We start from the raw sequence: 12,132 nt of genomic DNA, 5'->3' as shown, positions 1-12,132 counted from the left end.
GGGGCGCCCCTCGTGACGAGGAGCGCCCCCAGCCGTGCGCGGGTGTCGCCGGTCAGCCCTTGGTAGTGCACTTCGGCAGGGCCGCGGTGTCGCCGCTGCGGATGTCCTTGAGGGCGCCGAGGGCGTCGTCGATGGTCTTCACCTTGACGAGGGTGAGACCGCTCGGGGTGTCGTTGGCGGCGGCCGCGCAGTTGTCGGCGGGCGTGAGGAAGTACTGGGCGCCCTTGTCGCGCGCCCCGACGGTCTTCATCTCGATGCCGCCGATCGGCCCGACCGTGCCCCCGTCGTCGATGGTGCCGGTGCCGGCGACGAACTTGCCGCCGGTGAGGCTGCCCGGGGTGAGCTTGTCGTAGATGCCGAGCGCGAACATCAGCCCGGCGCTGGGCCCGCCGACGTCGGCGAGCTTGATGTCGATGGTGAACGGGAAGGTGTGGTCCGTCCCGGCGGAGATCCCGACGATCGCGCGCTTGGCACCGCTGTCGCTGGACGTCGCGGTGGTGATCGTGACGTCCTGGGTCCTGGTCGCCGTCTTGTTCGCCTTCTCGGCGGCGGCCTGCTCCTTGGCCGGGACGACCGTGAAGACGACGTCCTGACCGGGCTTGTGCCTGGTCACCAGCTTCGCGACGTCGGACGGCTGCTTGACCGCCGTGCCGTCGACGGCCTTGATCACATCACCGGCGTGCAGCCTGCGCTCGGCCGGCGAGTTCTTGACCACCGTCGAGACGATCACCCAGGACTTCACCGGGATGCCGAGCTCCTTCAGGGCCGCGACCTTGGCGCTCTCCTGGGACTGGCTGAACTCCTCGGCGTTCTCCTGGGTGGACTGCTCCTCGGTCTTGCCGTCCGGGTAGAGCGTGTCGTGCGGCACCACCTTGGTGTCGTGCGCCAGCCAGCCGTAGACGGCCTCGACGATGTTCATCTTGTAGTCGGCGCTGGTGACCCGCACGGTGGTCATGTTGAGGTGCCCGGACGTGGCGTAGGTCTTGTGCCCGGAGACCTGCAGCACCGGCTCGCCGCCATGGTCCCCGAGGGTGTTCACGGTCGGCCCCGGGGACATCTCCGAGTACGGCACGGGGATGAGCACTCCCGCGCACAGGAGCGCGATCAGCATCAGGGTGGAGGCGAGCATCGTCGCGGTGCGGCGTGGCATGTCTCGACAGTACGGGACAGGTCTGTCAGCACACCGTCAGGGCACCCCCGTCACATGCCTCAGGTACTGGAGTGGGACCTCTCCATGGCCTCACGGAACCGGGCGTACCCGTCGAGCTCCGGGCCGTCGCTGCGGGCCTTGCGGGTCCTGTTGGCCCAACTTCCCCACAGACCGGCGCCTATCGCAGCGACAAGCGGAATAAGCAACCAGGCGAGCGCCGCCATGCCGACCTCCCGACCCCATGAGCGTCCGCGACTGACTGATCAGCAGATTAACCATCCGCACTGACAACGCTCACGCCGGGGGTGTGGTTACGCAACCGGAGGACGGCGGCGCAAATTCAGCAGGCCCCGACCCATTCCTCGGTCCCGTCGGAGAACTTCTGGTGCTTCCAGATGGGCACTTCGTGCTTGAGGTCGTCGATCAGCTTCCGGCACGCCTCGAAGGCCTCGCCCCGGTGCGGACACGCGACCGCGACGACGACGGCGAGATCCCCGATCCTGAGGTCCCCCACACGGTGGACGGCGGCCAGCGCCCGCACCGGGAACTCCGCGACCACCTTCTCGGCGACCTTCCGCATCTCGGCCTCGGCGCTGGGGTGGCACGAGTAGCCGAGCTCGTCGACGTCGACCCCGCCGTCGTGATTCCGTACGGTCCCCACGAAGAGCGCGATGCCGCCTGCCGCGTCGTCCCCGACGGCCCGGAAAACCTCGTCCACGGAGAGCGCGGTCTCGCGGACGGCGATCAGCTTGATGGGCTCCAGAGCCGTCTGCTCGCCGGGATGATCGTTCGTGAGTGCCATGCCTCCATCGTGCCCCATGCCGGGGACGACTCGGAACGCGGCTTTCGTCACCACGCGCGCGCCGCGATTCGGAGGGTCCTACAGGGCGACTTCGCAACCGGCCTCCCGCCGGTCCGGGAGCGGGGGACGGGAGCCCCACTGGCGCGGCTGAAGGGCGAAGCCCCTCGGCTCACAGGCGCCGCCGGGCCTTCCGGGCCCGCCGGACCACAGCGGCAGCGCCCAGCAGGGCCACCGTCGCCCCCGCCGCACCCGCGGCCGTGGCGTCCTTGCGGCCGAGCCGCCGCCCGGCGACCGTGTGCCGCCCGGACACCTCCTCCAGCAGCTCCGCGAGCACCTCCTCATTGGTCCACCGCGGCCGCCATCCGGCGTCGTGCAGCCGGCTCCCGCTCACCACCCAGGGGTACATCGTGTACGCCAGGTCCCCGGCCGGGGACGGAGTGAGCCCGATCCGGTGCAGCCGTGCCGCCGCGCCCAGTGCGACGGCCGACGGCAGCTCCATCCGCCGGATCCCGCTGAGCTCCTCGACCTCCTCCTGCTCGAGCCACCCGTCGCAGCCGACGGCCAGCTCACCGTCGACCTTCTCCACCACCGCGTACTCCAGAGCACTGCACAGATCCTCGACGTGGCAGAACTGCCAGGCGGGCCGCGACCCGGCGACGACAAGCAGCCGAGGCGACTCGAAGTACCTGGTCAGCGCGGTGTCGGTGCCCCCGACCAGCACGGCGGGCCGCACCACGGTGACATTGAGCCCCGGATGCGCCCGCGGAGCGCGCCGCGCGAGCCGCTCGATCTCCAGCAGGTCACCCACACCGGTGGCCTCGGCCGTCGCCCGCAGCTCCGCGTCCTCCGACAGCGGCAGCTCGTTGTCCGGCAGCGCCCCGTAGACCATCGACGACGTGCACAGCACCACCCGGTGCACCCCGGCCGCCGCCGCGGCGGTCAGCACGGTCTGCGTCCCCCGAACGTTGTAGGCCGTCCGGGCGGCAGCGTCACTCCCCAGGTCGAGGTCGAGCGCCAGGTGCACGACCACGTCCGCGCCCCGCAGCTTGTCCGCGATGGCCGGATCCCGCACGTCGAGAATGTGCCACTGCGCCGCCGCGCACTCACCGCGCCGCTCGTCGATGGCGATGACCTGCTTGATCGCGTCGGACGCGGCGAGCCGCTCCGTCAGCAGCGCGCCGACCCCGGTCGCGGCACCGGTGACCGCGACGACGGGCCCGCGCACCGCGGGAGGGGTGGAATGGTTTCGCGCTCCGCGAACCTGCGGATCTGGGGAACTCACCGGGCGTCTCCAGCGGTTGTCTTCAGTACGGGCGCGAGTGACGCGTACGTACCAGGTGGCATCCATCCTGCCGCAGGCCGAGAGTCGGCGAAGCACCGAGGCCCGAACCGGCCCGGGTGTCTACGCTGGGTGGTGTTGTCGGGCAGCCGCGCCGCCGGAGAGAACCGGCGGCCTTACCAGCCGAGGAACCCCGTGAGTGACACCCCATTCGGATTCGGCCTTCCGCCGGAGGAGCCGGACGACGGCGACGAGGGCAAGGAGAAGGACCAGCAGAGCGGTGGTGGGCAGGGACCGGCCAACCCGTTCGGTTTCGGGCTGCCCGGAGCCGGGGGCTTCGGCGGCCCGGGTGCGGACAATCCGCTCGCTGCCATGTTCGGTTCACTGAACCCCACCGACCTGGGCGCCGCGTTCCAGCAACTGGGCCAGATGCTCTCCTACGAGGGCGGCCCGGTGAACTGGGACATGGCCAAGCAGATCGCCCGCCAGACGGTCTCCCAGGGCACACAGGACGGCATCAAGGACACGAGCATCGGCCCGGCCGAGCGCACGGCGGTCGAGGAGGCCGTCCGCCTGGCCGACCTGTGGCTGGACGACGCGACGTCCCTGCCGTCCGGTGCCGGCTCCGCTGTGGCGTGGTCGCGCGCGGAGTGGGTCGAGGCGACCCTGCCCGCCTGGAAGGAGCTCGTCGACCCGGTCGCGGAGCGCGTCGGCGCGGCGATGGGCGATGTCCTGCCGGAGGAGATGCAGGCCATGGCCGGCCCGCTGATCGGCATGATGCGCTCGATGGGCGGTGCCATGTTCGGCACGCAGATCGGGCAGGCCGTGGGCGTGCTCGCGGGCGAGGTGGTCGGCTCGACCGACATCGGGCTGCCGCTCGGCCCGGCGGGCAGGGCCGCCCTGCTGCCCGTGAACATCGAGGCGTTCGGCAAGGACCTGGGCGTGCCGAAGGACGAGGTGCGGCTCTACCTCGCCCTGCGCGAGGCCGCCCACCAGCGTCTGTTCGCGCATGTGCCGTGGCTGCGCTCGCATCTGTTCGGCGCGGTCGAGGGGTACGCGCGCGGGATCAAGGTTGACACGGCCAAGCTGGAGGACGTCGTCGGCCAGTTCGACCCGCAGAACCCTGAGCAGCTGCAGGACGCGCTCCAGCAGGGCATGTTCCAGCCGGAGGACACGCCCGAGCAGAAGGCCGCTCTGGCCCGTCTGGAGACGGCTCTGGCGCTTGTGGAGGGCTGGGTGGACGCGGTGGTCCACGCGGCCGCGAAGCCGCGTCTGTCGTCCGCCGACGCCCTGCGCGAGACGCTGCGCCGCCGCCGTGCCACGGGCGGCCCGGCGGAGCAGACGTTCGCCACGCTGATCGGCCTGGAGCTGCGCCCGCGCCGGCTGCGCGACGCCTCCCGCCTGTGGGCCTCGCTCACCGACGCCCGCGGGGTCGACGGCCGGGACGCCCTGTGGGCCCACCCGGACATGCTGCCGACGGCCACCGACCTGGACGACCCGGACGGCTTCGTGCACCGCGAGCAGCTCGACTTCTCCGAGCTGGACAAGATCCTCGGCGAGGCGGCGGGCGGCTCCGGCGAGAAGCCGAACCTGAAGAAGGCCCCCGAAGACGACAAGGACGACAGGGGCGACGGCACGGAGTGAGCCTGCACGACGACACGGTCCTCGTGCTGAAGGGCTTCGAGGGCCAGGAAGAGCTGTGCCGGTCCTACCTGGACCACTTGGCGGCGCATCCGGACGGCATGTGGAAGGCCTGCCACGCGGGTCACATCACGGCGAGCGCCCTGGTGATCGACCCGGAGCGCGGCCGTGTGCTGCTCACACTGCACAGGAAGCTGCGGATGTGGCTGCAGATGGGCGGCCATTGCGAGCCGGGCGACGCCACGCTGGAGGCGGCGGCGCTGCGTGAGGCGACCGAGGAGTCCGGCATCCGGGGGCTGACGCTGCTTCCGGGTGGTCCGGTCCGCCTGGACCGGCATCCGATCCCCCCGCCGTGCCACTGGCACTTCGACGTCCAGTACGCGGTCCTCGCCCCGCGCGACGCCGAGCACGCCGTCAGCGACGAGTCGCTGGATGTGCGCTGGTTCGCCTACGACGAGGTGGCGGAGGTGGCCGACGACTCGGTCGTACGACTGCTGGAGGCGACACGCGCCAGGCTCGGCGCCTGAGCCACAGGTAAGGGGCGGCCGCCTGGGCGGCCGCCCCTTACTTCGGCTTGCCGGGCGCTCAGCTCCAGACGTTCCCCTGGTTCTGCGCCCGCGCCCCGTGCTGCCCCATACCGAACTGCGCGGCGACGCCCTGGCCGATCACCGCGTTCTGCGGCGGCAGCAGCTCGCTGGGCTGGACCAGCGCGAAGCCGCTGCCCATGAAGCTCAGCTCCCAGCCCTCGCCGGTGTTGCCGCGCCGTCGCCACACACCGGAGGAGTGCGTCTGGGCCTGCATCTGCACACGCAGCCCGGTGGACCAGGCGACGATCGCGTCGGCGTCGCAGTTGACGTACTTGTCGGGCGTGACCTGCATCATCAGCGGCGCACCGGAGGTCATCAGGGCGACCTTGCCGCGACCGGTGATGTTGAGCTGGTACTTCCCGGAGCCGGAGATGCCGTACAGGCTGTCGACGGCGATGACCTCGTGGTGCAGCGAGGAGTCCATGGCCAGGACGTAGCTGCTGTCGACGGTCAGCCCGTCCTGTTCCACGTCCACCACGTGGATGTGCTGGGCGAGGTTGGCGAGGTAGACCGTGCCCTGCCCGTGGCAGCGCATCAGGTTGAGACCCTCGCCGGTGTAGGCACGCGCACGTGCCTGGTTGTTGCTCTGGTACTCGGCGTCGAACTCGACGAGGCCCTGGTAGGCGACCATGGTGCCCTTGCGGGCGAGGATGTCGTCGTGGCCCTCCAGGACGACGCGCAGCATCTGCTTGCTCTGCAGGCTGTAGCGCTCCTGGGCCTGTGAGTCGTTGAAGGCGAAAAGCGGGCTCTGCATGGTGTCTGTGATCCCCCTCAGCCCCGGATCCGGAGGCGGTCGGTGCTGTCCTCGCTGGGCTGGACGACGACGATCCCCTGGCCGGAGAAGGCCATCTGGAAGGCCTCGCCGCTGCCCCGGCCGATCAGCGACTGCGCCTTGAAGCTGCGCTTGCCCTTGACCTTGAGGTTCGGGGACCAGGCGACGAGCGCGTCGGGGTCGACGTACGTCTCGTCCTCACCGCCGCCGCAGTCGACGACGATCGGCTTGCCGCGCGAGGTCAGGGCCACCCAGCCCTGGCCGGAGATCTTCGTGTTCCACAGACCCTGTCCGGCGAACTTCGCCAGCCCCTTGACCCGCTCCACGCCCCAGGTGAGGTGCGCGTCGAAGGCGAGCAGGTTGGTGGCGTTGACGGAGATGCCGTCGCCGTTGAGGTTGATCACGACGACGTTCGCCCCGTAGTCGGCGAGGTAGAGCAGGCCGTCGCCGGAGCACTTCATCAGGGGGGCGCCCTCGCCGGTGATCCAGTCGCGGGCGATCTGGCGCACGGCTGGCGGGTTGGGCTCGTACTGGACGAAGCCCTCGTAGGCGACCATCGATCCCACGCGCGCGAGGAGGTCGTTCCCCGTTTGCATGGCGACCTTCAGCATGTGGTTGCCGTGGTTCTCCATGCGGGCGGTGACGGGTGCGGGGGCATAGCCCGCAAGTGGCTGGTTCATGACGGGCTCCCTCAGACCTCGTACGGCTGGACGACGATGAAGTTGCCGGGCGCTCCCCGGAACTGGAGGTTGACGCTCTCGCCGGTGTCGCCCGGATAGGCGTTGCGCCGCATCCGGACCTGGCTGGAGACGATCACCTGGGAGGCGGCGGACCAGGCGACCACCGCGTTGCAGTCGGCGAACGTGGTGGGCGTGACCGGCAGGACGACGGGCGTGCCGTGCGTCTTGACGACGATCGTGCCGGTCCCCTGGAACTGCATCGTGAACAGCGCGCCACCGGGAATGCCGTGTCCCTCGATGCGGCGGACCTCGTACTGGAGGCTCTCGTCGAAGGCGAGGACGTTCTCCGCGGAGACACAGATCGCGTCGCCCTGGAGCTCGACGGGGTGCAGGTGGGTGGAGTTCTCGGCGAGGAACACCTGGCCCTGGCCGGTACAGCGCATCAGCTGCATCTCCTGGCCGGTCGCGTTGCCCACGATCCGACCGGCGAAACCGGCGCCCTTGTAGCTGAAGTCGACCTTGCCCTGGTAGAGCACCATGCTGCCCTGGCGGGCGAGCACGGGCTGGCCGCCCATGCCGAGGTCGACCCGGATCAGCTTCTTGTTCTGCTGCGTCCAGCGCTGCCCGGTGGGCGTCTCCTTGAACTGCTGGAGCGCGGCGGCCACACCGGCGCCGCCCTGGGGAGCGCCCTGCGGCACTCCGTAGGAGGCGGGCTGCTGGCCGGGCACCTGCCCGAACGGGGGCTGCTGACCGTAGCCCGGGGGCGGGGTCGGCTGGCCGTAGCCGGGAGGCGGGGCCGGGGCCTGCGGAGCCGGGGGCTGGCCGTAGCCGGGGGGCATGGGGGCGTTCGGGGCGGGCTGCTGTCCGTACGGCTGCTGGGGCTGGCCGTAGGGGGCGGGCGCCGGGGCCGGAGGGGGCACCGTGCCGCCGGCGGGCGGTGCCAGGGGGGCGATGACGGTCGGCGCGGCGTGCACGTTGGGCATGGGCGGCGTGGTTCCCGGCGGCGGTGTGAATCCCTGCGGAGCGGGAGCGGGAGCGGGAGCGGGAGCAGGGGCCGGGGCGGCCGGGGCACCGAACGCGGGCGGGGCCGCGGCCTGGGCGGGCGGGGCGAAGCCCGGAGCGGCGCCGGTCTGCGGCTGCTGCGGGGCCGCGGGCGCCTCCTCTTCGGCGACCTCGCCTCCGAAGTTCTTCAGCAGCGCCTCGAGGCCGCCGTCGAAGCCCTGGCCGACGGCGGCGAACCGCCACACGTCCTTCAGGTAGAAGTCGCCCAGCATCACGGCCCGCTCCGTGGAGAACTCCGAGCCGTTGAAGGAGTACCGGGCCACCTCCTCGCCGCCGGCGACGATGCGGACGTATCCGGGGTTGATCTGCGACATCTGCCCGGCGCCGTCGATCGTCGCCGTGAACGACAGCTTCTGGATCTGCGGCGGGATCCTGTCCAGCGTGATCCGGAAGGACTCCGTGTCGCCCGCCTGGGCGCCGAGCAGCTGGATGGACTCCTCGGGGGACTTCGGCTGGTTGAAGAAGACGAAGTACCGGTCGTCCGAGAGCCGTTCGTCGGCGTCGAGGCCGAAGCAGCTGATGTCGAAGGTCAGTCCGGGGGCGGAAATCTGCACGCCTACGTACAGATCCATGCCCGCGGTGAGGTCACTGATCCTGGCCTTGTGGCCGCGTTGGAATTCCCTGGCCATGCGTAACGACCGTCCCCCATCCCGAATGTGAGTGCGTCGCGCCAGGCTAACGGCAAAACCGGACACCGGACGACGTCGGTACAGACCCGGTACACAACCGCGCTCAGCGGCGCAGGACGATCCGCCCGCCGGGCAGTTCACTCACCGCGCACATCGGACAAATGAGGCAAACGCCCTGCCGCGACCACACCTTCGAGATAGCCGCGGGCCCGCTCGGTCCGCGGATACGCCTCCAACAGCCGCCAGAAACGGGGCCCGTGCCCGGGGACCAGCAGATGCGCGAGCTCATGGCACAGCACGTAGTCGATCACGTACTCCGGCATGCCCTGCAACCGGTGCGACAGGCGAATGCTGCCCTCGGCCGGGGTGCACGAGCCCCAGCGAGTGTTCTGATTTGTGACCCAGCGCACAGAGGTGGGCCGGGCCCGGCCGTCGAAGTACTGGTCCGACAGCCGCTGAGCCCGCTCGGCCAGTTCGGCATCGCCCAGCACCCGCCTGCTCTCCTGGGCGGCGAGTTTGTCGAGCATGACGGTCACCCAGCGTTGCTCCTCCGCCTCGGACATCCGGGCGGGGATCAGCACGACGGTGCGATCGCCCTCGCGGTACGCGGAGACCGTCCGGCGTCGCCGGGCGCTCCTGCGAACCTCGATCGCGCTCGCCCCCGAGCCGCTCGGCGGCAGGCTCGTCGTGCTGCGCTGTGGCTTTCCGGCGCGGTGCAGGGGGTCGGCGGGCACGCCCCGACGTTACCCGCTGCACTGGCGTGAAGTCCCGGGTCCGGGACGGTTCGATGCCGATCCCCCACATGCGTTTGATTTGTACGACGAAAACCCACCGCCTGTGGACAACTTTCGGCGCCCGACCGCGCCACCGGGCATGCTGGCACTTGTCGGCGGGACGCGACCGGTTCACGGTGAACAGGGATGTTCCGGGATTTTTCTGATGCAACGGGGGATCTGTCATGCATCCGATGGTGAAACCCGCGCTCAGGCGCGGCTGGCGCGACCTCAATACCGTGCAGTTCGGGATGACTCCGGCGCACGCGATGACGCTCGGTCCGATGGACACGGCGACAGGCAGCTTCCTGGACCTGCTCAACGGCACACGCGGGCTTGCGCTCCTGCGCGAAGCGGGACACCGCATGGACCTGCCGGACGGCCACGTCGACGCGCTGGTGGAACGGCTGTCCCACGCCGGCCTGCTCGACGACGCCCGGGGCGGCGGGCCCGCTGCCCATGCGCTGCGGGAGAAGAAGGACGTTCTGGACCGGCTGCGCCCCGATCTGGCGTCGCTGTCCCTGAACACGTCCGAACCCGGCGGCGCGATCAGCCGCATGGCGGCCCGCCGCTCCCTGCGTGTGCAGGTGAGGGGCGCGGGCCGGGTCGGCTGCGTGCTGGCCGCGCTGCTGTCCGGCGCGGGGGTCGGCGAGGTGGACGTGCGCGACATCGGCCGCGTCGAGCCGTGGGACGTCGCACCGGGCGGACTGCCCCCGGAGTCGGTCGGCGAGCGCAGGAACGAGGCGGCGCGCCAGGCGGTCCGCCAGGCGGCACCCGACCGCCCACGCCGCAGAAGCCACCCCACACCGCCCGCCGCCGAGGACCCCGGCTTCTCCCTGGTGATCCTCGCCCCCAGGGACGATGTGTCCGTCCACACACCCGACCCGTCCTTCGCCGAGGCGCTCATGAGCACCGGAACCCCCCATCTCTACGCGGGTGTCGTGGAGGGCACCGGCGTCGTCGGGCCCTTCGTCCTGCCGGGCGGGACCGGCTGCGCCGGCTGTCTGCAGCAGGACCGCACGGACCGGGATCCGGCCTGGCCCCGGCTGGTCGCGCAGTGGCGCTCCGGCAGGGCACGCCGGGTGGGGGCATGCGATCTGACGCTGGCGACGACCGTCGCCGGTCTCGCCGCCGCCCACGCGCTCGCCTTCCTGGACGGGGAGTCGCCGTCGAGCACCGGCGCCCGGTGGGAGGTCTCCCTGCCGGGTCTCCACTGGCATGCGCGGCCGGTCTGGCCGCACCCGGCATGCCCGTGCGGAGCCGCGGACAGAGGTATGGGGGAACACACCTCAACGAATGGGGAAGGGCACGAGACAATGGCGGGGCAACGGCCGTCGGCGGAGCGACCGCGCAAGGCAGACGCCGTGCGGCCGGCTGGGACTTGGAGGGCGCATGTCTGATCTTCCCCGGAAGGCGGTCACCCGGACCGCCAAGCTCGCCGCGCTCCCGCTCGGCTTCGCCGGCCGGGCGACCTGGGGGCTGGGCAAGCGAATCGTGGGCGAGTCCGCGGAGATCGTCGGCCGCGAGTTGCAACAGCGCACCGCGGAGCAGCTGTTCAAGGTTCTCGGGGAGCTGAAGGGCGGTGCGATGAAGTTCGGGCAGGCCCTGTCCGTCTTCGAGTCAGCGCTGCCCGAGGAGATCGCCGGCCCCTACCGCGCCGCGCTGACGAAGCTCCAGGACGCGGCGCCGCCGATGCCCACCCGCACCGTGCACTCCGTGCTGGCGGAACGACTGGGGGCGGACTGGCGGGACCTGTTCCTGGAGTTCGAGGACAAACCGTCCGCGGCGGCCTCGATCGGACAAGTGCACCGCGGGGTGTGGCACGACGGCCGCGAGGTCGCGGTCAAGGTGCAGTACCCCGGAGCGGGCGAGGCCCTACTCTCCGACCTGACCCAACTGAGCCGTTTCGCCCGCCTGTTGGGACCGCTCATCCCCGGCATGGACATCAAGCCGCTGATCGCCGAGCTGCGGGACCGCGTCTCGGAGGAACTCGACTACGGCCTGGAGGCCCAGGCCCAGCAGGTGCATGCGGAGGAGTTCCAGGACGACCCCGACGTCCTGGTCCCCGCGGTGGTCCACCAGTGCGACCAGATCCTGGTCACCGAGTGGATCGACGGGATCCCCCTCTCCGAGGTGATCGCGGACGGCACGACGGAACAACGCGACCGCGCCGGCCAGCTCCTGGCCCGCTTCCTCTTCTCGGGCCCGGTCCGCACCGGTCTGCTGCACGCCGATCCGCACCCTGGCAACTTCCGCCTGCTCCCCGGCGGCCCGGACGGCGGGGACGACTGGCGCCTGGGCGTCCTCGACTTCGGCACCGTCGACCGCCTCCCCGGAGGCCTGCCGACACCGATCGGCGACTCCCTGCGCATGACCCTGGACGGCGAGGCCGAGGCGGTCTACGAGCTGCTGTGCGGCGAGGGGTTCGTCAAGTCGTCCATCGAGCTCGACCCGGACGCGGTCCTCGACTACCTCCTGCCGATCATCGAGCCGGCCCTGGTGGACGAGTTCACCTTCACCCGCACCTGGATGCGCAGCCAGGCGGCCCGCATCGCCGACCCCCGCTCCCCCGCCTACCAACTGGGCAAACAGCTCAACCTGCCCCCCGCGTACCTCCTGATACACCGGGTGACCCTGAGCACCATCGGCGTCCTGTGCCAGCTGGGCGCGACGGTCCGGCTGCGCCAGGAACTGGAGGAGTGGCTGCCGGGGTTCGTGCCGGGGGAAGCGGACGACTCGGCGGCTGGGGCCTGAAAG

At 71.1% G+C, this 12,132-nt stretch carries 11 protein-coding genes; 4 read left to right on the top strand and 7 right to left on the bottom strand.

Annotation, left to right across the window (positions count from 1 at the left end):
* Nucleotides 1-52: 52 nt before the first annotated feature.
* The 3 genes from N8I87_RS26675 to N8I87_RS26665 form a co-directional block, all read right to left on the bottom strand.
* Entirely contained in the window at nt 53-1,150 is a 1,098-nt protein-coding gene (locus tag N8I87_RS26675) for a YlbL family protein (protein WP_263212351.1), read from the bottom strand.
* 340 nt (nt 1,151-1,490) lie between these two features.
* Nucleotides 1,491-1,952: a molybdenum cofactor biosynthesis protein MoaE gene (locus N8I87_RS26670; RefSeq protein WP_263212350.1), complete on the bottom strand. Its 462-nt coding sequence runs from the start codon at nt 1,950-1,952 to the stop codon at nt 1,491-1,493.
* Between the two features lie 169 nt (nt 1,953-2,121).
* Nucleotides 2,122-3,234: an SDR family oxidoreductase gene (locus N8I87_RS26665; RefSeq protein WP_263212348.1), complete on the bottom strand. Its 1,113-nt coding sequence runs from the start codon at nt 3,232-3,234 to the stop codon at nt 2,122-2,124.
* A gap of 192 nt (nt 3,235-3,426) precedes the next feature.
* Here N8I87_RS26665 and N8I87_RS26660 point away from each other — a divergent pair, with 192 nt between their 5' ends.
* Both N8I87_RS26660 and N8I87_RS26655 read left to right on the top strand, forming a co-directional pair.
* The gene (locus N8I87_RS26660; protein ID WP_263212346.1) at nt 3,427-4,875 is read left to right on the top strand and encodes a zinc-dependent metalloprotease; all 1,449 of its coding nucleotides are present in this window, start codon (nt 3,427-3,429) and stop codon (nt 4,873-4,875) included.
* Nucleotides 4,872-5,399 carry an NUDIX hydrolase gene (locus N8I87_RS26655; RefSeq protein ID WP_263212344.1) on the top strand — a complete coding sequence of 176 codons (528 nt, stop codon included), beginning with the start codon at nt 4,872-4,874 and terminating at the stop codon, nt 5,397-5,399. The genes N8I87_RS26660 and N8I87_RS26655 overlap by 4 nt, the downstream gene beginning before the upstream one ends.
* Nucleotides 5,400-5,457: 58 nt before the next feature.
* On the opposite strand, the gene N8I87_RS26650 is transcribed toward N8I87_RS26655, so the two are convergent.
* The 4 genes from N8I87_RS26650 to N8I87_RS26635 all read right to left on the bottom strand — a co-directional run bounded on the left by N8I87_RS26650 (nt 5,458) and on the right by N8I87_RS26635 (nt 9,336).
* Nucleotides 5,458-6,213 carry an AIM24 family protein gene (locus N8I87_RS26650; RefSeq protein WP_263212342.1) on the bottom strand — a complete coding sequence of 252 codons (756 nt, stop codon included), beginning with the start codon at nt 6,211-6,213 and terminating at the stop codon, nt 5,458-5,460.
* A 17-nt stretch (nt 6,214-6,230) separates the two neighbouring features.
* Complete coding sequence (locus tag N8I87_RS26645; protein WP_263212340.1) at nt 6,231-6,911, bottom strand: AIM24 family protein; 681 nt, start codon at nt 6,909-6,911, stop codon at nt 6,231-6,233.
* Between the two features lie 11 nt (nt 6,912-6,922).
* Nucleotides 6,923-8,602: a TerD family protein gene (locus N8I87_RS26640; protein WP_263212339.1), complete on the bottom strand. Its 1,680-nt coding sequence runs from the start codon at nt 8,600-8,602 to the stop codon at nt 6,923-6,925.
* 137 nt (nt 8,603-8,739) lie between these two features.
* Nucleotides 8,740-9,336 carry a M48 metallopeptidase family protein gene (locus tag N8I87_RS26635; protein WP_263212337.1) on the bottom strand — a complete coding sequence of 199 codons (597 nt, stop codon included), beginning with the start codon at nt 9,334-9,336 and terminating at the stop codon, nt 8,740-8,742.
* Nucleotides 9,337-9,560: 224 nt separating this feature from the next.
* On the opposite strand from N8I87_RS26635, the gene N8I87_RS26630 reads away from it, so the two are divergent.
* Both N8I87_RS26630 and N8I87_RS26625 read left to right on the top strand, forming a co-directional pair.
* Nucleotides 9,561-10,775, top strand: coding sequence for a TOMM precursor leader peptide-binding protein (locus tag N8I87_RS26630; protein WP_263212336.1), 1,215 nt, complete (start codon nt 9,561-9,563; stop codon nt 10,773-10,775).
* On the top strand, nt 10,768-12,129 hold the full coding sequence (locus N8I87_RS26625) for an ABC1 kinase family protein (protein ID WP_263212335.1): 1,362 nt from the start codon (nt 10,768-10,770) through the stop codon (nt 12,127-12,129). The genes N8I87_RS26630 and N8I87_RS26625 overlap by 8 nt, the downstream gene beginning before the upstream one ends.
* The last annotated feature ends 3 nt before the right edge of the window (nt 12,130-12,132 follow it).

Origin of the sequence: Streptomyces sp. HUAS 15-9, from assembly GCF_025642155.1 — a bacterium.
Classification (GTDB): Bacteria; Actinomycetota; Actinomycetes; order Streptomycetales; family Streptomycetaceae; genus Streptomyces.
The sequence above is the reverse complement of the archived record's forward strand: the minus strand, read 5'-3'. Positions and strand labels throughout refer to the sequence as shown.